General features: G+C 73.4%; 2 protein-coding genes (1 of these 2 running past the window's edge). Both read left to right on the top strand.

Features of this window, described 5'->3' with window-relative positions; translation table 11 throughout:
* The first annotated feature begins 39 nt into the window (after window positions 1–39).
* A complete protein-coding gene (locus E6R18_RS21795) occupies window positions 40–24,114 on the top strand; it encodes a type I polyketide synthase (protein WP_136318584.1) in 24,075 nt (8,024 codons plus the stop codon).
* Window positions 24,111–26,759, top strand: the start of a protein-coding gene (locus E6R18_RS21800; RefSeq protein ID WP_136318585.1) for a type I polyketide synthase. 6,483 nt of this gene lie beyond the right edge of the window; only the first 2,649 of its 9,132 coding nucleotides appear in the window; its start codon is at window positions 24,111–24,113; its stop codon lies off the right edge, out of view. The genes E6R18_RS21795 and E6R18_RS21800 overlap by 4 nt, the downstream gene beginning before the upstream one ends.

The following is a 26,759-nucleotide window of genomic DNA, read 5'->3' on the forward strand; positions in this document are numbered from 1 at the left end:
CGTCTCCCGTGGCGACGCCAACAGGAGACGGTCCGTACGGTGAACGAGGACAAGCTTCGCGACTATCTCAAGTGGACGACAGCCGACCTTCACGAGACCCGCAAGCGGCTCCGTGAAGTGGAGGACGCGGCCCGGGAACCCATCGCGATCATCGCGATGAACTGCAGGTTCCCGGGCGGTGTCCGCTCGTCCGACGACCTGTGGCAGCTCGTCGTGGACGGGGTGGACGCCATGTCCCCCGTGCCACGCGACCGCGGCTGGGACCTGAACCTGCCCGGGGTCGGCCCCGAAACCCAGGGCGGATTCCTGGAGGGCGTGGGCGACTTCGACGCCGCCCTGTTCGGGATCTCGCCGCGTGAGGCCCTGGCCATGGACCCGCAGCAGCGGTTGCTGCTGGAGGTCGTGTGGGAGTCGCTGGAGCGTGCGGGCATAGCGCCGATGTCCACGAAGGGCGAGAAGGTCGGCGTCTTCATGGGCGGCTCCCCGTCCCGCTACGACATCCTGCTCGGCGCCGACGAGGGCGTCGACGGCTACATCATGACCGGCAGCGCCGGCAGCGTCCTGTCCGGCCGCATCTCGTACGCCCTGGGGCTCGAAGGCCCGGCGGTGACCGTGGACACGGCCTGCTCGTCGTCGCTGGTCGCTCTGCACCTGGCGGCTCAGTCGCTGCGCGCGGGGGAGTGCGAACTCGCCCTGACCGGCAGCGCCGCGATCATGTCGACGCCCGGCGCGTTCGTGGAGTTCGAGCGCCAGGGCGGCCTGGCCGGTGACGGCCGCTGCAAGGCGTTCTCGGACGACGCGGACGGCACGGGCTGGGGCGAGGGCGTCGGCGTCCTCGTCCTGGAGCGCCTGTCCGACGCCCGTCGCAACGGCCACCAGGTCCTCGCGGTCGTGCGCGGCAGCGCCGTGAACCAGGACGGCGCGTCCAACGGCCTCACCGCCCCGAACGGTCCGTCCCAGCAGCGCGTCATCCGCCAGGCCCTGGCGAACGCCCGCCTGTCGTCGGCCGATGTCGACGCGGTGGAGGCGCACGGCACGGGCACGAAGCTCGGCGACCCGATCGAGGCGCAGGCCCTGCTTGCCACGTACGGCCAGGACCGTCCGGCGGACCAGCCGCTGTGGCTGGGTTCGGTGAAGTCGAACATCGGTCACACGCAGGCCGCCGCCGGTGTCGCGGGCGTCATGAAGATGGTCCTCGCGATGCGGCACGGGCTGCTGCCGAAGACCCTGTACGCGCAGACCCCGTCCTCGCACGTGGACTGGTCGGAGGGCGCGGTCGAACTGCTGGACCGGGCGCGGTACTGGGCGCCCGGTGACCGGCCGAGGCGGGCCGGTGTGTCCGCCTTCGGCGTCAGCGGGACGAACGCCCACGTGATCCTTGAGGAGGCTCCGGCCGTCGAGGAGGCTCCGGTCGTCGAGGAGGCGCCGGACGCCGAACAGGAGCCGGTGGCTCCGGCGCTCGCGTTGCCGGTGGTGCCCTGGCTGGTGTCGGCCAAGACGGCGGCCGGTGTCGCGGAACAGGTGCGGCGGCTGACTTCCGGCGTTGAGGGCCGGGACGCGGCCGACATCGGCCTGTCGCTGGCGACCACCCGGACTGCGCTGGAGCACCGCGCCGTCGTCCTGGGCACGGACACCGAGGAGCTGCGCGCGCGCCTGGGCGAGCAGCCTGCGCCGGTGGAGGCCCGGGGCGGCCGGACCGGTTTCGTGTTCTCGGGCCAGGGCGGTCAGCGCGTCGGCATGGGCCGGGAGCTGGCCGAGGCGTTCCCGGTGTTCGCGGCGGCGCTGGACGAGGTGTGCGGCCACTTCGACGGCCTGCGTGAGGTGATGTTCACCGATGCGGAGGCGTTGCAGAGCACCGGTTGGGCGCAGCCGGCGTTGTTCGCGGTTGAGGTGGCCCTCTTCCGACTGGTGGAGTCGTGGGGGGTGCGCCCGGACTACCTGGTCGGCCACTCGGTGGGCGAACTGGCCGCCGCGCATGTGGCGGGGGTCTTCCCCCTGGCCGACGCGTGCCGGCTGGTGGCTGCGCGAGCAGGTTTGATGCAGGCGCTGCCTGCCGGCGGTGCGATGTGGGCCGTACGGGCCACGCCGGACGAGGTCACTCCGCTGCTGGTGGAGGGCGTCTCGGTGGCGGCGGTGAACGCCCCCTGCCAGGTCGTCGTCTCCGGTACGCGCGAGGCCGTCGAAGCGGTGGCCTCGGGCTTCGAAGGCCGCCAGGGCCGCTGGCTGGACGTCAGCCACGCCTTCCACTCATCCCTGATGGACCCGATGCTGGCCGAATTCGCCACGGCCGCGGGCACGTTGACGTACGGCACTCCGGACATCCCGATCGTGTCGACGCTGACGGGCGAGCTGCGCGAGGAGCTCACCGCCTCGTACTGGGTGGACCAGGTGCGCGGCACGGTCCGCTTCGCCGACGCCGTGGCCCGGCTGAAGGCGCTGGGCGTCACGCGGCTGGTGGAGCTCGGACCGGATGCCTCCCTGGTCGGGGCCGTGGGCGAGGCGAGCGACGACGCGGTGTTCGCCGTATCGATGCTGCGCCGCGACCGGCCCGAAGGACCTACGGCCGTGACCGCGCTGACCCGCTTCTGGGCGGAGGGCGGCTCTGTGGACTGGGCGGCGTTCTTCGCGCCGACCGGTGCCCAGATCGTTGATCTGCCGACCTACGCCTTCCAGCACCAGCGTTTCTGGCCGGGTGTGCAGCGGGAGCCGGTGGTGGCTTCGGCGGCTGACGCGGTCTTCTGGGACGCGGTGGAACGCGGCGACGACGAGCTGTTCGCGTCGGAGTTCGGTGTCGATGTGGGAGCGCCACTGCGGGAGACGCTGCCGGCGTTCTCGGCGTGGCAGCGCCGCCGCCGTGAGCGTGAAGCAACCGACAGGCTGCGTTACGAGGTGTCCTGGGCACCGTTGCAGTCCGCTGCGGTCGATGTGTCGGGTGGCGGCTGGCTGCTGGTCGAATCGGCGGGTGTGGAGGATGCGTGGGCGGATGCGCTTGCGGAGGGGCTGGCGGAGCGCGGCGGGCAGGCCACCCGGTTGCGGCTTGGGTCCGGCGATCTGGAGCGGTCGGCGCTGGCGGCTCGGCTTTCGGAGTTTGCTGGTCACGCGTGTGTGGTGTCGTTCCTGGGTCAGGACGAGTCGGGGTCGGGCGGTGTTGCCGCGTCGGCTGTTTTGGTGCAGGCGTTGGGTGATGCGGGGGTCGTCTGCCCGGTGTGGTGGGTGACCTCGGGGGCGGTGTCGTCGGGGCCCGGGGATGCGGTCTCGCATCCGGTGCGGGCCGGCGTGTGGGGTCTGGGCCGGGTGGTGGCGTTGGAGGAGCCGGGGCGTTGGGGCGGTCTGGTCGATGTCCCGGAAGAGGTGTCTCAGGGCGCTGTTGGCCGGCTGGTGGAGGTGTTGGCCGGTGGTTACGGGGATGAGGACGAGGTCGCGGTGCGGGGTGGGGCGGTCCTGGGCCGCCGCCTGGCGCCCGCGTCCGCGTGGTCCGGGGATGCGGTCTGGTCGCCGTCGGGGACGGTGTTGGTGTCGGGTGGTACGGGTGTGTTGGGTGCTCGGGTGGCGCGTTGGGTGGTGGAGCGGGGCGCGGAGCGTGTCGTCCTGATCAGCAGGCGTGGTCTGGAGGCGGAGGGCGCGCCGGAGCTGCGGGATGGTCTGCGTGAGCTGGGTGCCGAGGTTGATGTGGTGGCCTGTGATGTGGCCGTGCGTGGGGAGGTGGAGGCGCTCTTCGAGCGGTTCGACGTCTCGGCGGTGGTGCACACGGCCGGTGTCCTGGACGACGGTGTGGTGGATGGTCTGACCCCTGACCGGGTGGCCGGTGTCTGGAACGCGAAGGCAGCGGGTGCGTGGAATCTTCACCACGCGTCGCTCGGGCGCGAGTTGGACGCGTTCGTGTTGTTCTCGTCGGCTGCTGGTGTGTGGGGTGGTGCGGGGCAGGGTGCGTACGCGGCGGCGAATGCGGCTCTGGACGGACTGGTGGAGTTCCGGCGTGCCCAGGGCCTGACCGGTTCCTCGATCGGGTGGGGCCCCTGGGCGGAGGGCGGGATGGCGGATGACGCCACCGTTCTGGCCCGGATGGGCCGGGGCGGCGTACGTCCGCTCGACCCCGACACCGCACTCAACGTCCTGGGCTCCGCATCGGGTTGTGTGGCGGTCGCGGATGTGGACTGGGAGCGATTCGTCCCCGGGATGACCGCGCTGCGGGCGAATCGCCTGTGGGATGAGGTCGCACCGCGCAGCACCACCACGACCGAGCCGCGCACGGCCGCCGGGGAGCTGAAGGAGCGGTTCGCCGGCCTCGCACCCGCAGCCCGCCGGGCGAAGTTCATGGAGTCCGTACGGGGCCTGGCCGCAACGGTGCTGGGGTTCGAGGAACCGACAGCCATCGGGGTGTCCACGGCCTTCCGTGACCTCGGCCTCGATTCGCTGATGGCGGTGGAACTCCGCAACGCCCTGACCACGGCCTCGGGTCTGAAACTGCCTTCGACGCTGGTCTTCGACTTCCCGTCCGTCGAGGCGCTGACCGACGAACTGCTGTCCCGGCTCTTCGGCGCGGACGAGGAGCCGGCGGCACCGGGCGTGGTGCCCGTGCGCCAGGCCGTGAGTGATGACCCGGTGGTCGTGGTGGGCATGGGCTGCCGCCTCCCCGGTGGCGCGGATTCCCCGGAGGGGCTGTGGCGGCTGCTCGCCGAGGGCACCGATGCCCTGGGCGCCTTCCCCGCCGACCGTGGCTGGGAGCAGATCGGCCTCGCAGGCGGCGACTACGCCCAGGTGGGCGGATTCCTTGAGGGTGCGGCGGACTTCGACCCGGGCCTGTTCGGTATCTCGCCGCGTGAGGCCCTGGCCATGGACCCGCAGCAGCGGTTGCTGCTGGAGGTCGTGTGGGAGTCGCTGGAGCAGTCGGGCGTGGCGCCTTCGTCGCTGCGCGGCCTGCCGGTGGGCGTCTTCGCGGGGACGAACGGCCAGGACTACCCGGCGCTGCTGGCCCTGGCCGGTGAGTCGGGAGACGGCTACGGCGGTACGGGCAGCTCGGGCAGCGTGTTGTCGGGCCGGGTCTCGTACGCGCTGGGGCTTGAGGGCCCGGCTGTCACGATCGATACGGCGTGCTCGTCTTCGCTCGTCGCTATGCACCTTGCCGCGCAGGCGTTGCGGTCGGGTGAGTGCGATCTCGCGTTGGCCGGTGGTGTGACGATCATGTCCACGCCCGGGGCCTTCATCGAGTTCGAGCGGCAGGGGGGTCTGGCCGGGGACGGCCGGTGCAAGGCGTTCTCCGATGACGCGGATGGCACCGGCTGGGGCGAGGGCGTGGGCGTCCTGGTTCTGGAGCGGCTGTCCGACGCCCGTCGCAACGGCCACCAGATCCTGGCGGTCGTGCGCGGCAGCGCGGTCAATCAGGACGGTGCGTCGAACGGTCTGACCGCGCCGAATGGTCCCTCGCAGCAGCGGGTCATTCGTCAGGCGCTGGCCACCGCCGGTCTGACGGCCGCCGAGGTGGACGCGGTGGAGGCGCACGGTACGGGTACGAAGCTGGGCGACCCGATCGAGGCGCAGGCGCTCCTTGCGACCTATGGCCAGGACCGTCCGGCCGATCAGCCGCTGTGGCTGGGGTCGATCAAGTCGAACATCGGTCACACGCAGGCCGCCGCCGGTGTCGCGGGTGTCATGAAGATGATCCTGGCGATGCGCCACGAGATCCTGCCGCAGTCCTTGCACGTCGGTACCCCGTCCTCGCATGTGGACTGGTCGGAGGGTGCGGTTGAGCTGCTGGACCGGGCGCGGGACTGGGCGGCTGGTGACCGGCCGAGGCGGGCGGGTGTGTCCGCGTTCGGGGTCAGTGGGACGAACGCCCACGTGATCATCGAGGAGCCGCCGGCCCTCACGCAGTCGGTGGCGGTTTCGGATGTTGTGCTGCCGGTGGTGCCGTGGCTGGTGTCCGCGAAGACGGCGGCCGGTGTCGCGGAACAGGCGCGGCGACTCGCTACCGGCGTCGAGGGTCTGGACGCGATTGACGTCGGCCTGTCGCTGGCGACCACCCGGGCCGCGCTGGAGCACCGCGCGGTCGTCCTGGGCGCGGACAGCGAGGAGCTGCGTATGCGACTCAGCGAGCAGCTGGTACCGGTCGTGGCTCGGGACGGTCTGACCGGGTTCGTGTTCTCGGGCCAAGGCGGCCAGCGCCTGGGCATGGGCCGGGAGCTGGCGGAAGCGTTCCCGGTGTTCGCGACAGCCCTGGACGAGGTGTGCGGGCACTTCGACGGGCTGCGCGAGGTCATGTTCACCGACGCCGAGTCCCTGAAGAACACCGGATGGGCGCAGCCCGCGCTCTTCGCGGTCGAGGTGGCGTTGTTCCGGTTGGTGGAGTCGTGGGGCGTCCACCCGGACTACCTCGTCGGCCACTCGGTCGGTGAACTGGCCGCCGCGCACGTCGCCGGGGCGCTGTCCCTCGCGGATGCCTGCCGTCTGGTCGCCGCCCGCGCGAAGCTGATGCAGGCACTGCCGACCGGCGGCGCCATGTGGGCCGTACGCGCCACCCCCGACGAGGTCACTCCGCTGCTGGTGGACGGCGTGTCGGTGGCAGCGGTCAACGCCCCCGGCCAGGTCGTCGTCTCCGGTACGCGTGAGGCCGTCGAAGCGGTCGCCTTGGACTTTGAAGGCCGCCAGGCACGTTGGCTGGAGGTCAGCCACGCGTTCCACTCGGCGCTCATGGACCCGATGCTGTCCGAGTTCAGCGCCGCAGCAGCCGCGTTGTCGTACGACACCCCCCGCATCCCCATCGTCTCCACCCTCACCGCCGAGCCGGTCACCGAGTTCACCGCGTCCTACTGGGCCGACCAGGTCCGTGGCACGGTCCGCTTCGCCGACGCGGTCACCCAGCTCAAGGCCCTCGGCGTCACCCGCTTCCTCGAACTCGGCCCGGACGCAAGCCTCGTGGGCGCGATCGGCGAGACCGACGAGGATGCGTTCGCCGTAGCCGCCCTGAACCGCAAGCAGCCCGAACCCACCACCGCCATCACGACCCTTGCCCGCCTCTGGGCGGACGGCGCCGACGTCGACTGGGCGGCCTTCTACGCCCCGACCGGCGCCCGCACCACCAGCCTGCCCACGTACGCCTTCCAGCACCAGCGCTACTGGCCGCGGGCTCAGCTCCGGCCGGCCGAGCCCGCCGGAGGCGGTGCGGATGCCGCGTTCTGGGAGATCGTCGAGGGCGGCGACCCGGAGGCGTTCACGCGGTCGCTCGGCCTCGCACCCGATGCCGACCCCGGCCGCGTCCTGGAAGCCCTGAGCGCGTGGCAGCGCCGCCGGAGCGAGGGCGCGGGCGTGGACCGGCTCGGCTACCGGATCGACTGGACGCCCACCGGACCGGCCAACAGCACGGCGGCCTCCGGGAACTGGCTGATCGTGGAGCCGGACGCGGCGGAGGCCGGCGCCCCCTGGGCGGGTGCCGTCGCCGAGGAGCTGGCGGCGCGCGGTGCCCGGGTCACCCGGCTGCGGCTGGACGCCGGGGACCTGGACCGGGCGGCCCTGGCCGCACGCCTCGCGGAGTTCGCCGGGTCGGCCGAGTCCGCCGTCCGGACGCGCCTGGTGTCGTTCCTGGGACAGGACGAGCGGGAGCACCCGGGGCGTCCCGGTCTCACGTTCGGTCTGACGGCCACGACCACGCTGGTGCAGGCCCTGGCCGATGCCGACGTGGACGCCCTGGTGTGGTCCGTGACCTCGGGCGCGGTGTCCGTGGGCGCGGGCGATGAGCTCGCGCACCCCGCACGGGCCGCCGTCTGGGGCCTGGGCCGGGTCGTCGCCCTGGAGGAGCCGGAGCGCTGGGGCGGTCTGGTCGACGTGCCGGAGCGGCCGGCGGGCAGTGCCGTCGCCCGGCTGGTGGAGGTACTGGCCGGTGGCGCCGATGGCGAGGACCAGCTGGCCGTGCGCGGCGGGGCCGTGCTCGGGCGGCGGCTCGTCCCCGCGTCGCTGTCGCCGGAGAGCACGGACGCCGGATGGACGCCCTCGGGCACGGTCCTGATCACCGGCGGCACCGGCGCACTGGGCGGCAGGCTGGCCCGCTGGGCGGTGGACCGGGGCGCACGGCACCTCGCGCTCGTCAGCCGCCGGGGCGAGGAAGCCCCGGGCGCCGCCGAACTGCGTGCGGAGCTGGAAGCGCGCGGGGTGACCGTCACCTTCGCCGGCTGCGACCTCGCCGACCGTACGTCCCTCGCGTCGGCCCTCGACCGGATCGAGGCCGCAGGGCCCGCGATCCGGTCCGTCTTCCACGCGGCGGGCCTGACCGAGGGCGTCGCTCTCGGCGAGACCGACGCCGACTCGCTCGCCGCGATGCTGGGCGCGAAGGCGGCCGGGGCGGCGAACCTCGACGCCCTGCTCGGTGACCGCGACCTCGACGCGTTCGTGCTCTACTCCTCCATCGCCGCCACCTGGGGCAGCGGCGGCCAGAGCGGATACGCGGCCGCCAACGCCTACCTCGACGCCCTCGCGACCCGGCGGCGCGGTCAGGGAAGGGCCGCCACCTCCGTCGCCTGGGGCCCGTGGGACGGCGGTGGCATGGCCGCCGCCGAGGGTGCTCAGGACGATCTGCGCAGGCGCGGACTTCCGGCCCTGTCGCCTGACGACGCGATGGCCGCGCTGGAGTCGGCGCTGTCCGCGGGCGAGCCCGCCGTGTCGGTCGTGGACGTCGACTGGGACCGCTTCCTGCCGACCTTCACCCTGCGCCGCCCGAGCGCGCTGTTCGCCGCGTTCGACACGGCCCGCACCGCCGACCACGGCAACGGCCGTGCCACCGATGACGGGAACGACACCGCCGCCCGCCTGCGCGAGCAGCTGCGCGACCTCGACGGCCGGGAGCGGCGCCGCCACGTCCTGGCGCTCGTGCGCGGCGAGGCCGCTGCGGTCCTCGGCCACGCGAGCGCGGCGGCGATCGAACCGGAGCACGCCTTCCGCGAGCTCGGCTTCGACTCGCTGACCGCCGTCGAGTTCCGTGACCGGCTGCGCGTGGCGACCGGCCTCTCGCTGTCCGCCACGTTGGTCTTCGACCACCCCACCTCGGCGGTACTCGCCGACTTCCTGGTCGACCGGCTGCTGGGGACCGAACAGCGGCCCGAACAGGTCGAAGCCGCCCACGCGGTCCTGGACGAGCCGGTCGCGATCGTCTCCATGGGCTGCCGCTTCCCCGGCGGCGCCACGGACCCGCAGAGCCTGTGGCAGCTGATCTCCGGGGCGGCCGACGCCATCACCCCGTTCCCCACCGACCGGGGCTGGGACCTGGAAGCGCTCGACGCCGCCGGTTCCGCCTTCACCCGTGAAGGCGGCTTCCTCTCCGGTGCCGCCGACTTCGACGCCGCCTTCTTCGGTATCTCGCCGCGCGAGGCCCTGGCCATGGACCCGCAGCAGCGGCTGCTCCTCGAAGTCGCCTGGGAGTCCCTGGAACGCGCGGGCATCGCCCCGCTGTCCCTGAAGGGCGACAAAGTCGGCGTCTTCGTCGGAGCCGGCAGCTCCGGCTACCTCAGCCAGGTGAACGACGTGCCCGACGGAGTCGGCGGCCACCTGATCACCGGCAACTCGGGCAGCGTCCTGTCCGGCCGGATCTCGTACGCGCTGGGCCTGGAGGGCCCGGCCGTCACCGTCGACACGGCCTGCTCGTCCTCGCTCGTCGCCCTGCACCTCGCCGTGCAGGCGCTCCGTTCGGGGGAGTGCTCGCTCGCGCTCGCCGGCGGTGCCACGGTCATCGCGGGCCCCGACGCGTTCATCGACTTCGCCCACCAGGGCGGCCTGGCCACCGACGGCCGCTGCAAGGCGTTCTCCGACGACGCCGACGGCACCGGCTGGAGCGAGGGTGTCGGCCTGCTCCTGGTGGAGCGGCTGTCGGACGCGCAGCGCAACGGCCACCAGGTGCTGGCGGTCGTGCGCGGCACAGCGGTCAACCAGGACGGTGCGTCGAACGGCCTCACCGCCCCGAACGGTCCCTCGCAGCAGCGGGTCATCCGCCAGGCGCTGGCCAACTCCGGCCTGACCGGCGCGGACGTGGACGCGGTCGAGGCGCACGGCACGGGCACCTCGCTCGGTGACCCGATCGAGGCGCAGGCGCTGCTTGCCACGTACGGCCAGGACCGGCCCGCCGACCGGCCGCTGTGGCTGGGGTCGGTCAAGTCGAACATCGGGCACACGCAGGCCGCCGCCGGTGTCGCGGGCATCATGAAGATGGTCCTCGCGCTGCACCACGCCGAGCTGCCCAGGACCCTCTACGCGGACACCCCGTCCTCGCACGTGGACTGGACGGCGGGCGCGGTGGAGCTGCTGGCGGAAGCCCGGCAGTGGCCGCGTGGCGAGCGCCCGCGCCGCGCGGGTGTGTCGGCGTTCGGCGTCAGCGGCACCAACGCCCATGTGATCGTCGAGGAGGCGCCCGCCCGGGAGCCGGAGCCGGAGGCGGCTTCGGACACCACTCTGCCGGTGGTGCCGTGGGCCGTGTCGGCGCGCTCCGCGGAGGGCCTGGCCGCACAGGCCGGCCGACTGGCGGACGCGGTGGCGGGTCTGGACGCGGCCGACATCGGCCTGTCCCTCCTCACCACCCGGTCGCCTCTGGAACACCGGGCGGTCGTCCTCGGCGGCGACGCCGGCGAACTGCGTACGCGCCTCGATGCGCTGGCAGCCGGTGAGCCGACGCCCGGCCAGGTGTCGGGCATCTCCCGCGACGGCCTGACCGGCTTCGTGTTCTCGGGCCAGGGCGGCCAGCGCGTCGGCATGGGCCGGGAGCTGGCGGAGGCGTTCCCGGTGTTCGCCACCGCCCTGGACGAGGTGTGTGAGTACTTCGACGGCCTGCGTGAGGTGATGTTCACCGATGCGGAGGCGCTGAAGAACACAGGCTGGGCGCAGCCCGCGCTCTTCGCGGTTGAGGTGGCGTTGTTCCGGCTGGTGGAGTCGTGGGGGGTGCGCCCGGACTACCTGGTCGGGCATTCGGTGGGTGAGCTGGCCGCCGCGCATGTGGCCGGGGTGTTCTCGCTGGCGGATGCGTGCCGACTGGTGGCCGCACGCGCCGGGCTGATGCAGGCACTGCCCGCCGGTGGCGCGATGTGGGCGGTACGGGCCACGCTGGACGAGGTCACTCCGCTGCTCGTGGAGGGCGTCTCAGTGGCGGCGGTCAACGCCCCCGGCCAGGTCGTCCTGTCGGGTGCCCGTGAAGCGGTCGAGGCGGTGGCGAACCGTCTGCCCGATCGCCAGGGCCGCCGGCTGGAGGTCAGCCACGCCTTCCACTCGGTGCTGATGGACCCGATGCTGCCCGAATTCGCGCTCGCCGCAAGCGGGTTGACGTACGACAGCCCCCGTATCCCCATCGTCTCCACCCTCACTGCCGAGCCGGTCACCGAGTTCACCGCGTCGTACTGGGTGGACCAGGTACGCGGCACGGTCCGCTTCGCCGACGCGGTTACCCACCTGAAGTCCCTCGGTGTCACCCGGTTCCTGGAGCTGGGCCCGGACGCCACGCTGATCGGTGCGGTCGATGAGACGTACGACGGCGACGCCCTCGCCGTGGCGGCCCTGAACCGCAAGCAGCCCGAGCCCGCCACCGCGGTCACGGCGCTCGCCCGCCTCTGGGCGGACGGGGCGGATGTCGACTGGGGGGCGTTCTACGCGCCGACCGGCGCCCGTACCGTCGCTCTGCCCACGTACGCCTTCCAGCACCGGCGCTACTGGCTGGACGGCGGCTCCGGTGTCGTGGACGCCGGAGCCCTGGGGGCCGAGCCGCTCAAGCACCCGCTGCTGAGCGCGGCGGTGGAGCTCTCCGACGGTGACGGGCACGTGTTCACCGGCCGGATATCCGCCCGCACCCACCCGTGGATCGCCGAGCACCAGGTCGCGGGGGAGGCGGTCTTCCCCGGCACCGGTTATGTGGAACTCGCCGTCCGTGCCGGTGACCACCTGGCCTGCGACCGGATCGACGAACTCGTCCTCGAAGCCCCGCTGGTCCTGCCGGAACGGCAGGCGGTCCAGCTGCAGGTCGTGGTCGACACCGCCGACGCGGCCGGCAGCCGCTCCTTCCGCATCAGCTCCCGCACCGGCGGCCGGCCGTGGACACGCCACGCGAGCGGCGTCCTCGGCACCGCGCCCGGACGGCAGCACGCCGGGCTCACCGCCTGGCCGCCCGCCGGGGCCACCGCCGTCGCCATCGACGGCCACTACCCGGCCCGCGCCGAGAACGGCTTCGGCTACGGGCAGATCTACCAGGGCCTGACCGCCGTCTGGCGGCGGGACGCGGAACTGTTCGCCGAGGTCGTGCTCGGCGACGAGTTCCGGGGCGAGGCCGACCGGTTCGGCCTTCACCCGGCCGTACTCGACGCCGCACTCCAGGCACTGTCGTACGACGAGAGCGCGGCGGGAGCGGCCCGGCTCCCCTTCGTCTGGAGCGGGGTCACCCTGCACGCGAGCGGGGCGTCCCTGCTGCGCGTCGCCATCGCGCCGGGCGCGGCGGACGGCGCGTACACCGTCACCGTCGCGGACACCTCGGGCGAACCCGTGCTGACGGCGGACGCGTTGACCCTGCGGCCCTATGACGGCACCCCGTTCTCCGCCCCCGCGCAGGGGCCGACGGCCACAGCGGCCCCCGAGGCCGATGCGGATGCCCCGGCGCCCCGCCCGTCCGCGCGCCGCAAGGCCGCCGCGGCCGTGTCCGGCGGCGGTCAGGCCCTCCGCGACCGCCTCGCCGCGCTGCCCCGGCAGGAACAGCGCGACGCCCTGCTGGAGATCGTGCGCCGCCGCGCCTCGATCGTCCTGGAGCAGCCTCCTACGCAGGCGATGAACGCCGAACTGCCGTTCCGTGAACTCGGCTTCACCTCCCTCACCGCCGTCCAGCTGCGCGAGGCGCTCGGGGAGGAGACCGGCCTGCGGCTGCCCGCCACGCTCGTCTTCGACTACCCGACACCGCGCGCCCTGGTCGACCACCTGCGCGACGAACTCCTCGGCGGGGACGAGCCCGTCACCGCTCCGGCGCTGCGGACCCGTGCGAGCACGGACCTGGACGACCCGATCGCCATCATCGGCATGAGCTGCCGCTACCCGGGCGGCATCCACACCGCCCAGGACCTGTGGCGACTCGTCGCCGAGGGCACCGACGCGATCTCCGGCTTCCCGACCGACCGGGGCTGGGACCTGGACGCGCTGTACGACCCGGACCCGGACAACCCCGGCACCTGCTACGTCCACGAGGGCGGGTTCCTGCACGACGCGAGCCGGTTCGACGCGGCCTTCTTCGGCATCAGCCCGCGCGAGGCCGTCTCCATGGACCCGCAGCAGCGGCTGCTCCTGGAGACGTCCTGGGAGGCGATGGAACACGCCGGCTTCGACGTCCACTCGCTGCGCGGCAGCAGCACGGGCGTCTTCGCCGGGGTGACCTACCAGGACTACGGCGGCCTGCTCGCGGTCGCGAAGGAGAGCTCCGAGGGCTTCCTCGGCACCGGCAACTCGCCCAGCGTCCTGTCCGGCCGGGTCTCGTACTCCTTCGGCCTCGAAGGCCCCGCCGTCACGATCGACACGGCCTGCTCCTCCTCCCTGGTCGCGCTGCACTCGGCCTGCCAGGCCCTGCGTGAGGGCGACTGCACCATGGCGCTCGCCGGTGGTGTGACGGTCATGTCCACCCCCATCTCGCTGATCGAGTTCAGCCGCCAGCGCGCCCTGGCCGAGGACGGCCGCTCCAAGCCGTTCTCCGAGGACGCGGACGGGGCGAGCTGGGGCGAGGGCGTCGGCATGCTGCTCCTGGAGCGGCTGTCGGACGCCCGGCGCAACGGACACCGTGTGCTGGCCGTCGTGCGCGGCACAGCGGTCAACCAGGACGGTGCGTCGAACGGCCTCACGGCGCCGAACGGTCCCTCGCAGCAGCGGGTGATCCGCCAGGCGCTGGCCAACTCCGGCCTGACGGGCGCGGACGTGGACGTGGTGGAGGCGCACGGCACCGGTACCTCGCTCGGCGACCCGATCGAGGCACAGGCCGTGCTCGCGACCTACGGCCAGGACCGTGCGGAGCACGACCCCCTGTGGCTGGGCTCGATCAAGTCGAACATCGGTCACGCGCAGGCGGCTGCCGGTGTGGCGGGTGTGATCAAGATGGTGCAGGCGATGCGGCACGGTGTGATGCCGAAGTCGCTGCACCTGGGTACGCCGTCGTCGCATGTGGACTGGTCGGCGGGTGCGGTGGAGCTGCTGGCGGAGGCCCGTGAGTGGCCGCGTGGTGAGCAGCCGCGACGGGCGGGTGTGTCGGCGTTCGGGATGAGCGGGACGAACGCGCACGTGATCCTGGAGGAGGCGCCTGCCCCGGAGGCTGCGGAGCCGGTGCAGTCGGATTCGTCGTCGGTGGTGCCGTGGTTGCTGTCGGGGCGGAGCGCCGATGCCCTGCGGGGTCAGGCCGCCGTGCTGGGCGCGCTGGCCGACGCCGATCCGGTGTCGGTGGGGTGGTCGTTGGCGACGACGCGTGCGCGGTTCGAGCATCGGGCTGTGGTGCTGGGTGCGTACGGGGCCGGGCTGGGCGCGTTGGCGGGCGGTGAGCCGTCGGCTGGTGTGGTGTCGGGCGTGGCTGGCCCGGTGGGTCGGTCGGTGTTCGTGTTCCCGGGTCAGGGGGCGCAGTGGGTGTCGATGGGTGCCCGGTTGCTGGATGAGTCGCCGGTGTTCGCGGGGGTGGTCGCGGAGTGTGAGGCCGCGATGTCCGGGTTGGTGGATTGGTCGGTCACCGATGTGTTGCGCGGGGCGGTGTCCTTGGAGCGGGTCGATGTGGTCCAGCCGGCTTCCTTCGTGGTGATGGTGGGTTTGGCGGCGGTGTGGCGGTCGTTCGGTGTCGTGCCGGCGGCTGTGGTGGGTCACTCGCAGGGGGAGATCGCTGCCGCGTATGTGGCGGGGGCGTTGTCGCTGGAGGATGCGCTGCGGGTGGTCTGCGTGCGCAGTGGGGCGATTGCCGGGTTGGCGAGCGGGGCCGGGACGATGGCGTCGGTCGGTGCCGGTGTCGTCCAGGTGGAGGAGATCCTTTCCGCCTGGGGTGGTCGGGTGTCGGTTGCTGCGGTGAATGGTCCTTCGCAGGTGGTGGTCTCGGGTGAGGTCGCTGCCGTGGAGGAGGCTGTGGCCCGGTGCGTGGAGTTGGGGTTGCGGGCTCGCCGTATCGCGGTGGATTACGCCTCGCACTCGCCGGCCATGGACGTACTGCACGACGAGCTGGCCACGAGCTTGGCGGGTATCACTCCGCGTGCGGGCACGATTCCGCTTCTGTCGACGGTGACGGGTGAGTTCATCGACGGCTCCGGGATGGACGCCGACTACTGGGTGACCAACCTTCGCTCCCAGGTTCGTTTCGCGGAGGCGATCGAGAAGCTGGCGGCCGAGGGTTACGGCGTGTTCGTGGAGGTCTCCTCGCACCCGGTGCTGTCGGCGGCGGTCCAGGAGATCGCGGACGAGGCTGTGGTCACCGGTTCGCTGCGACGCGACGACGGCGGCCTGGACCGGTTCCTGGCAGGGGTCGCCGAGCTGTGGGTCCACGGCGTGGACGTCGACTGGACGACCGCCTTCCCCGAGCCCCGTCCCGCCCTCGTCGATCTGCCCACGTACGCCTTCCAGCGCAAGCACTACTGGCCGGAGTTCGACACCGAGGCCCCTGTGGTCGCGGAGGGCGGCACGGCGGCGGACCGGGAGTTCTGGGCGGCCGTCGAGCGCGCGGACGCGGAGGCGTTGGCCGGCACGCTGGACGCGGAGGCATCGGTCATCGGTCCGCTGCTGCCCGCGCTCGCCGACTGGCGGCGCAAGCAGCGTGAGCAGGACACCACCGACTCCTGGCGCTACCGGGTCAACTGGACCCCGTTCGCCCCGGCGGACGGGGAGCGGCTCACCGGCGCATGGCTGGTGGTGACCTCGGCCGGTGCCGACGACACGGACGGTCCCGCGCCGAGCTGGGCGGACTCCATCGCCGACGAGCTGACCGCCCGGGGTGCGACCGTACGGCCCCTGCGGCTGGACGAGACGGCGCAGGACCGGGCGGCCCTCACCGCCCTGCTCACCGAAACCGTCGAAACGGCCGACGAGCCCACCGAGTTCGCCGGAGTCGTGTCCCTGCTGGCCTGGGACGAGCGCGACACCGACGGGCTCCCCGGGCTGCCCCGGGGCCTCGCGCTGACCGCCGTACTGCTCCAGGCGCTCGGGGACGCGGGCATCGCCGCACCGCTCTGGTCGCTGACCTCCGGAGCGGTCTCGGCCGCCCGCTGGGACACGGTGACCCGGCCCGGTCAGGCGGCGGTGTGGGGGCTCGGGCGCGTCGCCGCACTGGAGCACCCGGACCGCTGGGGCGGGCTGGTCGACGTACCGGAGGAGGCCGACGCGCGGTCCGCGCGGCGGCTGCTGAACGCGATGGCCGCGGCCGACGAGGACCAGGTCGCCCTGCGCGCCTCGGGCCTGTTCGGACGGCGGCTCGTGCGCGCCCCGCACGCGACGGACGCGGACACGGCGTGGACGCCTTCGGGCACGGTCCTGATCACCGGCGGCACCGGCGCCCTGGGCGCCCGCATGGCCCGCTGGGCGGCGGAGAACGGCGCCGCGCACCTGGTGCTGACCAGCCGCCGCGGCGCCGAGGCGCCCGGCGCGCCGGAACTCGCCCGGGAACTGGAAGCACTCGGCGCCAGGGTCACCCTCGCGGCCTGCGACATGGCCGACCGCGAGCAGGTCACCGCGCTGCTCGGCGGCCTCACCGACGAGGCGGCCCCGCTGACGGCGGTCGTCCACGCGGCCGGTGTCCTGGCGGACGGCATCCTCGACGCGCTCAGCCCCGAACGCATCGCCCAGGTCATGGCGCCCAAGGCGCACGCCGCGCTGCTCCTGGACGAGGCGACCCGGGCGCTGGGCGTGGAACTCGACGCCTTCGTCCTGTTCGCCTCCACCGCCGGAATCTGGGGCGGCCCCGGGCAGGCGAACTACGCGGCCGCCAACGCGGTCCTCGACGCCCTGGCCGAGCGCCGACGGGCCGACGGCCTCGCCGCCACCTCCATCGCGTGGGGCCCCTGGTCCGACGCCGGCATGGCGGACAGCGCGGCCGTCGAGGCCAGGCAGCGCAAGGGCGGCGTCCACTCCCTGGCCCCCGAGTCCGCCGTCGCCGTGCTCCGGCAGGCGGTCGGTGAGGGAGAGGCCACGCTCACCGTGGCCTCCATCGACTGGGCGATCTACGCGCCCGCCCTCACGGCGAGCCGCCGCAGCACCCTCCTCGACGGAATCCCGGAGGCCCGCAGCGCCCTGGAGACCACGAGCGGCGACACCACCGCCGGCAGCCCCGACTCCCTCGCCGCCCGGCTGGCCGGGCTCACCGAGGCCGAGCGGGAACGCGAACTGCTCGACCTGGTGCGCGGCCACGTCGCCGCGGTGCTCGGCTTCGCCGCACCCACCGACGTGGAACCCGCACGCGTGTTCTCCGACATCGGCTTCGACTCGCTGACGGCGGTCGAACTCCGCAACCGGCTCAACTCGGCCACCGGGCTGCGCCTGCCCGCCACGCTGATCTTCGACCACCCGACCCCGACCGCGCTCACGCGCCTGCTGCGCCAGGAACTCGTCGGCCTCGCCGACCCGGCGCCCGCCGCCCCGCTTCCGGCCGGTGGCGGCAGCGGCCAGGACGACGACCCGATCGCCATCGTCGGTATGAGCTGCCGCCTCCCCGGCGGCGTCTCCTCGCCGGAGGAGCTGTGGCGGCTGGTGTCCGAGGGCGTCGACGCGATCTCCGACTTCCCGGACGACCGCGGCTGGGACATCGACGGGGTGTACGACCCCGACCCGGACAACGCCGGTACGACGTACACCCGGCACGGCGGATTCGTGCAGGGAATCAGCGAGTTCGACGCCACGCTCTTCGGCATCAACCCGCGCGAGGCCCTGTCCATGGACCCGCAGCAGCGGCTGCTCCTGGAGACCGCCTGGGAGGCAACCGAGCGGGCGGGCATCGACCCGCTGTCCCTGTCCGGCAGCCGGACCGGCATGTTCGCCGGCAGCAACGGCTCCGACTACGGCGGCCTGCTCATCGCCTCCCCGCAGGGCGCGGACGGCTACTTCATGACCGGCAACGCCTCCAGCGTCCTGTCCGGCCGGGTCGCCTACACGCTCGGTCTGGAGGGCCCGGCGGTCACCGTCGACACGGCCTGCTCCTCCTCGCTCGTCGCGCTGCACCTGGCGGCGCAGGCCCTGCGCGGCGACGAGTGCGACCTCGCCCTGGCCGGCGGTGTCACGCTCATCTCCACGCCCACCCCGTTCGTCAGCTTCAGCCGTCAGCACGGGCTCGCCGTGGACGGCCGGTGCAAGGCGTTCTCCGACGACGCGGACGGCACCGGCTGGGCCGAAGGCGTCGGCGTCCTCGTCCTCGAACGGCTCTCGGACGCCCGCCGCAACGGCCACCAGGTGCTCGCCCTCGTCACCGGCAGCGCCACCAACCAGGACGGCGCGTCCAACGGCCTGACCGCCCCGAACGGCCCGTCCCAGCAGCGCGTCATCCGGCAGGCCCTGGCCACCGCCGGTCTGACGGCCGCCGAGGTGGACGCGGTCGAGGCGCACGGCACGGGCACGACGCTCGGCGACCCGATCGAGGCGCAGGCGCTGCTCGCCACGTACGGCCAGGACCGCCCCGCCGACCGGCCGCTGTGGCTGGGCTCGATCAAGTCCAACATCGGGCACACGCAGGCCGCCGCCGGTGTGGCCGGTCTGATCAAGATGGTGCTGGCGATGCGGCACGGGGAACTGCCCGTCACACTGCACGTGAGCGAGCCGTCGACACACGTCGACTGGTCGTCCGGCGCCGTGGAGCTGCTGACCGAGGCCCGTCCGTGGCCGCGCGGCGACCGGCCGAGGCGCGCGGGTGTCTCATCGTTCGGCATCAGCGGCACCAACGCGCACGTCATCATCGAAGAGGCACCCGCCCCCGCCCCGGCCCCGGCGGTGACCCCGGACGTCACCCTGCCGGTGGTGCCCTGGCCGGTGTCCATGAAGACGGGCCCCGCACTGACCGCACAGGCCGAGCGCCTGGCGGCCGGCGTGAACGGCCGGGACGCGGCCGACGTCGGCCTGTCCCTGGCGACGACCCGGGCCGCACTGGACCAGCGGGCCGTCGTCATCGGCGCCGACACCGACGAGCTGCGCACGGCCCTGTCGGCCCTGGCGGCCGGTGAACCGACACCGCACACCGTCACCGGCCGGGCCCGCACCAGCTCCACCGGGTTCGTGTTCTCGGGGCAGGGCGGCCAGCGCCTGGGCATGGGCCAGGAACTGGCGGCAGTCTTCCCCGTGTTCGCGACGGCGCTGGACGAGGTGTGCGCCCACTTCGACGGGCTGCTGGACCGGCCGCTGCGCGAGGTGGTGTTCACCGATGCGGAGGCGTTGCAGAGCACCGGTTGGGCGCAGCCGGCGTTGTTCGCGGTCGAGGTGGCGTTGTTCCGGTTGGTGGAGTCGTGGGGGGTGCGCCCGGACTACCTGGTCGGCCACTCGGTGGGTGAGCTGGCCGCCGCACACGTCGCCGGGGTCTTCTCCCTCGCGGACGCGTGCCGGCTGGTCGCGGCCCGTGCCGGTCTGATGCAGGCGCTGCCCGCCGGCGGTGCGATGTGGGCGGTACGGGCCACGCTGGACGAGGTCACTCCGCTGCTGGTGGACGGCGTGTCGGTGGCGGCGGTGAACGCCCCCGGCCAGGTCGTCCTGTCCGGTACGCGCGAGGCGGTCGAAGCGGTGGCCTCGGGCTTCGAGGGCCGCCAGGGACGCCGGCTGGACGTCAGCCACGCGTTCCACTCGCCCCTGATGGACCCGATGCTGTCCGACTTCACCGCTGCCGCGGGCGAGTTGACGTACGACGCCCCCCGCATCCCGATCGTCTCCACCCTCACCGCCGAACCGGTCACCGAGTTCACCGCGTCCTACTGGGCCGACCAGGTGCGCGGCACCGTCCGCTTCGCCGACGCGGTCACCCACCTGAAGTCCCTCGGTGTCACCCGGTTCCTGGAGCTGGGCCCGGACGCCACCCTGATCGGTGCGGTCGATGAGACGTACGACGGCGACGCGCTCGCCGTAGCGGCGCTGAACCGCAAGCACTTCGAACCCGCCACCGCCGTCACGACCCTGGCACGGCTCTGGGCGGACGGGGCGGATGTCGACTGGGGGGCGTTCTACGCGCCGACCGGCGCCCGTACCGTTGCTCTGCCCACGTACGCCTTCCAGCACCAGAGCTACTGGCCGAAGCCGCCCGTGTCGCGGGCGGGCGATGTGACCGCGGCCGGGCTCGCCGATGCCGGGCACCCGCTGCTCGGCGCCGCCGTGGCGCTGGCCGGGGACGACGGGCGGCTGTTCACCGCACGGATCGGCGTACGGGATCTGCCGTGGCTCGCCGACCACGAGGTGATGGGCACGATCCTCTTCCCCGGCACCGGCTTCCTGGAGCTGGCGATGCGGGCGGCCGACGAGGTCGGCTGCGACCGGGTGGAGGAACTGACGCTGGCGGCCCCGCTGGTGCTGCCCGCCGACGGCACCGTGCAGTTGCAGCTCCAGATCGGCGCCCCCGACGCGTCCGGCCTGCGCCCGCTGAAGCTGCACGCGCGGCGCGACGACGCAGCCCCCGACGCCCCGTGGACCCTGCATGCGACGGGGCTCCTCGGCGGCGGCCGGCCGGAAGCCGCGTACGACCTCGCTGCCTGGCCGCCGCCCGGCGCCGAGACCATCGACGTGTCCGACTTCTACGAGATGTACCGGCAGGGCGGATTCGCCTACGGCCCCTCGTTCCAGGGGCTGCGCCAGGCATGGCGCAGCGGGGACGAGGTGTTCGCCGAAGTGGCCCTGGAGGGGCCGCACGCCGAGGAGGCCGCCGCCTACGGGCTGCACCCGCCGCTGCTCGACGCGGCGCTCCAGGCGCTGACCTTCCTCGCGCTCGACGGCAGCGGCCGCAGCAGGCTGCCGTTCTCCTGGTCCGGTGTCTCCCTGTACGCGTACGGCGCGTCGAGCCTGCGCGTACGGCTGGCCCAGGCCGGGCCCGACGCGCTGACCCTGGCCATCGCGGACGGCACCGGACAGCCGGTCGCCCACGTGGAGTCGCTGGCCATGCGCCAGGTGTCGGCCGCGCAGCTGCACAGCTCCTCGCGCACGACGGCCCCGCAGGACATCTTCCGGCTCGACTGGAAGCCGGTGTCCCTGCCGGAACCCGGTGCGGCCACGGTCACGGGCCGGTCGTGGGCGGTGCTCGGTGACGAGAGCACCGGGCTCGACACCCTGGGGCTCGCGGACGCGCTGGACGCCCGTCTCGTCCCCGGCCTGGACGCGCTGGGCGCCGAAGGGACGGTCCCCGACGTGCTGTTCGTCCCGTGCACGGGCGCGTACCCCTCGGGCGAGGTGACCGCCGGCACGATGGCGGCCGACACCCGGTCCCTGACCGTCCGCGTCCTGGCCCTGCTCCAGCGCTGGCTCGCGGACAGCAGGTACGCCTCCGCACGGCTCGTCCTCGTCACCAGCGGTGCGATGACCGCGGGCGACCCCGAGGGGCCGGGCGACCCGGCGGCCGCCGCCGTCTGGGGCCTCGTCCGCTCGGCGCAGTCGGAGGAGCCCGGCCGGTTCGTGCTCGCCGACCTCGACCGGGACACGCTGACCGCGGGAACGGCGGCCGGCCTGTTCGCCGCGCTCATCGAGTCCGACGAAGCGCAGGTCGTCGTCCGCGACGGCGGGATACGGGCCGCCCGGCTCGTGCGCCCCGCCCCGGACGACACCCTGCTGCCCCCGGCGGACACCGCGGCCTGGCGGCTCGACAGCACCGGCCGCGGCAGCCTCGCCAACCTCACCCTCGCCGCCGACCCCGAGCTCCTGGAACCGCTCGGCCCGGACCAGGTCCGGGTGGCCGTGAGGGCGGCCGGACTCAACTTCCGGGACGTACTGAACGCGCTCGACATGTATCCCGGAGAGCCCGGACCGATGGGTGTCGAGGGCGCCGGTGTGATCACCGAAGTGGGCCCGGACGTCACCGGGTTCGCGCCCGGGGACCGCGTACTCGGCATGTTCGGCAAGGCGTTCGGGCCGGTCTCGGTCGCCGACCGGCGCATGATCGCCCGGATGCCCGAGGACTGGTCCTTCGAACAGGCCGCGTCCGTGCCGGTGGTCTTCCTGACCGCCTACTACGCACTGGTCGACCTGGCAGGGCTCAAGCCCGGTGAGTCGGTCCTCGTGCACGCCGCCGCCGGTGGCGTCGGCATGGCCGCCGCCCAGCTCGCCCGGCACCTCGGAGCCGAGGTGTTCGGCACGGCAGGACCGGCCAAGCACGACACGCTGCGCTCCCTCGGCATCGACGACACCCACCTCGCCTCCTCCCGCGACCTGGACTTCGAGGAGCACTTCCGTACGACGGCGGGGGCGGGCGGCATCGACGTCGTACTGAACTCGCTGGCCCGTGAATACGTGGACGCCTCGCTGCGGCTGCTCAGCGGCGGCGGCAGGTTCCTCGAAATGGGCAAGACCGACGTCCGCACCCCCGAAAGCATCACCGAGGCGCACCCGGGCGTGGCCTACGCGGCCTTCGACCTCATCGAGGCCGGGCCCGAACGCATCGGCGAGATGCTGACCGAGGTGCTGCGGCTCATCGAAGCGGGGGCGCTGCGCCCGCTGCCCCTGGCCACCTGGGACGTGCGCCGCGCGCCCGAGGCGTACCGGCACGTCAGCCAGGCCCGGCACATCGGCAAGGTGGTCCTCACCCTGCCCAGCCGCCCCGACCCGGACGGCACCGTGCTCGTCACCGGAGGCACCGGGGGCCTCGGCCACTATGTGGCCCGCCACCTGGTCGAACGGCACGGCGTCCGCAACCTGCTGCTCACCAGCCGCAGGGGGCCGCAGGCCGAGGGCGCCGCCGACCTCGTCGCCGAACTGGAGAAGCTCGGCGCCCGGGTCAGGATCGAGGCGTGCGACGCGGCCGACCGGGACGCGCTCGCCCGTACCCTCGCCACCGTCGAGAAGGAGCACCCGCTCACCGCGGTCGTGCACGTCGCCGGGGTGGTGGACGACGGGGTCATCCCCTTCCTCACCCCCGAACGGCTGGACACCACCCTGCGGCCGAAGGCGGACGCGGCCCTCAACCTGTACGAGCTGACGAAGGACAGCGACCTCGCCGCCTTCGTCCTGTTCTCGGGAGCGGCCGGCACCCTGGGCGGTGCGGGCCAGGCCAACTACGCCGCCGCGAACGCGTTCCTCGACGAGTTCGCCCGCTGGGCACGCCACCGGGGAGTCCCCGCCGTGGCGCTGGCCTGGGGGCCGTGGATAGCCGACCGGGGCATGACCGGGCACCTCACCGACAACGACATCGCCCGCATGGAGAAGGCCGGGCTCCGGCCGCTCGACGCGCAAGCGGGGCTCGCCCTGCTCGACTTCGCGCTGACCGCCGACGAGGCCGCCCTGCTCCCGATGCGACTGGACACCTCACCGCAGGCGTTCACCGCCGGGCCGGTGCCGCCGATGCTGCGCCACCTCGCGGGCGCCGCCGCACCCCGGCGTACCCAGGCCGCCACCGCGACCGCCCCCGAACCGGCCGCCGCACTCGCGGGCCGGCTGCGTGCCCTGCCCGCCGCCGACCGCGCCGACCACCTGCTCGACCTGGTCTGCGGACAGGCGGCCGCCGTCCTCGGACACGGCTCGGCCGAGGACATCGACCCGGACGAGGCATTCCTCGGCTTCGACTCCCTCACGGCCATCGAACTGCGCAACCGGATGGGCGTCATGACCGGCACCCGGCTGCCCGCGACGCTGGTCTTCGACTACCCGACACCGGCCGCGCTCGTGGACTACCTGCTGGCCGAACTCCTCCCCGACGCCGACCCGGACGACGACACGGGTGGCGTTCCGGGCCCCGTCGCGGACGGCTCCACAGCCCTGGACGAGATCGACCGGCTGGAACAGACCCTGGACCGGCTCGCCGGTGCCGGTGCGGCCGGCGACGACACGGTGCAACGGCGGCTGCGGGCGCTGGCCGAGAAGTGGACCGCCGCGACCGGTACGGCGACGGCGGCGGCGCCGGGCATGGGCCTCGGCGACCTCACGGACGACGACGAGACCGACGCACTCGAGTCGGCAACGGCTGACGAACTCTTCAAAATGATCGACGGCGAATTTGGTGGGACGTCTTGAGCGAGAACCGCGTTGTCAGCGCCGACGACGAGCAGCAGAAGCTGCTCGGCTACCTCAAGAAGGTCACCGGCGACCTCCGGCAGGCCCACCGCAGACTGCGGGAGATCGAGGCCGCGAGCACCGAGCCGATCGCCATCATCGGCATGGGCTGCCGGCTGCCCGGCGGCATCCGCTCCCCGCAGGAGCTGTGGCAGCTCCTCGACCGGGCCGGCGACGGCATGTCCACCTTCCCCGTCGACCGCGACTGGGACCTGGAACGGCTCTTCGGACCCGACTCCAGCCTGCCCGGCACCAGCCACGCCCGCGAAGGCGGCTTCACCTACGACGCCACCGAGTTCGACCCCGCCTTCTTCGGCCTCAGCCCCCGCGAAGCCCTCGCCATGGACCCGCAGCAGCGCATGCTGCTCCAGACCTCCTGGGAGGCATTCGAACACGCGGGCATCGACCCCACCGGTCTGAAGAACACCGACACCGGCGTCTTCGTCGGCGCGGCCTCCACCGGCTACGGATCGCATCTCACCGCACTCCCGCAGGGCGTCGAGGGCTACCTCCTCACCGGCAACTCCATGGCCGTCGCCTCCGGCCGCATCGCCTACACCCTCGGCCTCAAGGGCCCCGCCGTCACCGTCGACACGGCCTGCTCCTCCTCCCTGGTCGCGCTCCACATGGCCGTCCAGTCGCTGCGCTCCGGCGAGTGCTCCCTCGCCCTCGTCGGGGGCGTCACCGTGATGTCGACGCCCGGCATGTTCCTGGAGTTCAGCCGCCAGCAGGGCCTGTCGGCAGACGGCCGCTGCAAGGCGTTCTCCGACGACGCCGACGGCACCGGCTGGTCCGAGGGCGCCGGCCTGCTCGTCCTGGGCCGCCTCTCCGACGCCGTCCGCGACGGGCACCGCGTCCTGGCGGTGGTGCGCGGCACGGCCGTCAACCAGGACGGCGCGTCCAACGGCCTGACCGTGCCGAACGGTCCATCGCAGCAGCAGGTCATCCGGGCCGCCCTGGAGAACGCCCGCCTGTCACCGGCGGACGTGGACGCGGTCGAGGCGCACGGCACGGGCACGAAACTGGGCGACCCGATCGAGGCGCAGGCACTCCTTGCCACATACGGGCGGAAGCGTCCTGCGGACCGGCCGCTGTGGCTGGGGTCGGTGAAGTCGAACATCGGGCACACGCAGGCCGCCGCCGGTGTCGCGGGCGTCATGAAGATGGTCCTCGCGATGCGGAACGAGACGCTGCCGAAGACCCTGTACGCGGACCAGCCCTCGACCCACGTCGACTGGGCGGCGGGCGAGGTGGAACTCCTGACGGAGGCCAAGGACTGGCCGCGCGGCGAACGCCCCCGCCGGGCGGGCATCTCGTCCTTCGGCATCAGCGGTACGAACGCCCACGTCATCCTGGAAGAGGCACCCGCCCCGGAGGAGCAGGAGCCCGCAGGCACGGTGGTCCCGCCGGTGCTGCCCTGGCCCCTGTCCACCCGGCAGCCCGAGGCCCTTCCCGAGCTCGCCGCCCGCCTCCACGCGTCCCTGACCGCACACCCGGACACCCGCCCCCAGGACATCGGCCACACCCTGGCCACGGGCCGCGCCGCCTTCGAGCACCGGGCCGTGGTCCTGGCCCCCGACGCGGAATCGGCCCTCACCGACCTGGCCGCCCTCGCCACCGGCAACGCAACCGCCGGCCGCGTGGTCCAGGGCACGGCTGCGGGCCGCAGCAGCGGCGGACGCGGCCGGAGGCGCCTGGCCTTCGTGTTCTCGGGCCAGGGTGGCCAGCGGGTCGGCATGGGCCGGGAGTTGGCGGAGGCGTTCCCGGTGTTCGCGGCGGCGCTGGATGAGGTGTGCGCGCACTTCGACGGATTGCTCGACCGGCCGCTGCGCGAGGTGGTGTTCACCGATGCGGAGGCGTTGAAGAGCACCGGTTGGGCGCAGCCGGCGTTGTTCGCGGTCGAGGTGGCGTTGTTCCGGCTGGTGGAGTCGTGGGGGGTGCGCCCGGACTACCTGGTCGGGCATTCGGTGGGTGAGCTGGCCGCCGCACACGTCGCCGGGGTGTTCTCGCTGGCCGATGCGTGCCGGTTGGTCGCTGCCCGTGCCGGTCTGATGCAGGCGCTTCCGGCCGGCGGTGCGATGTGGGCGGTACGGGCCACCCTGGACGAGGTCACTCCGCTGCTGGTGGAGGGCGCCTCGGTGGCGGCGGTGAACGCTCCGGGGCAGGTGGTGGTGTCGGGTACGCGCGAGGCGGTCGAAGCGGTGGCCTCGGGCTTCGAGGGCCGCCAGGGACGCCGGCTGGACGTCAGCCACGCCTTCCACTCGCCCCTGATGGACCCGATGCTCTCCGCATTCGCGGCAGCCGCCGGCAAGTTGACGTACGACGCCCCCCGCATCCCGATCGTCTCCACGCTGACGGGTGCGCCGGTCGCGGAGTTCACGGCGTCGTACTGGGTGGACCAGGTCCGAGGCGCGGTCCGCTTCGCCGACGCGGTCACCCACCTGAAGTCGCTCGGCGTCACCCGGTTCCTGGAGCTGGGCCCGGACGCCACGCTGACCGGTGCCATCGACGAGACGTGCGAGGGCGACGCCCTCACCCTGGCAGCGCTGAACCGGAAGCGGCCCGAGCCGGGCACGCCGGTGCGCGCCCTGGCCCAGCTGTGGGCA

It is taken from the genome of Streptomyces sp. A1277 (assembly GCF_004795015.1).
GTDB lineage: Bacteria > Actinomycetota > Actinomycetes > Streptomycetales > Streptomycetaceae > Streptomyces.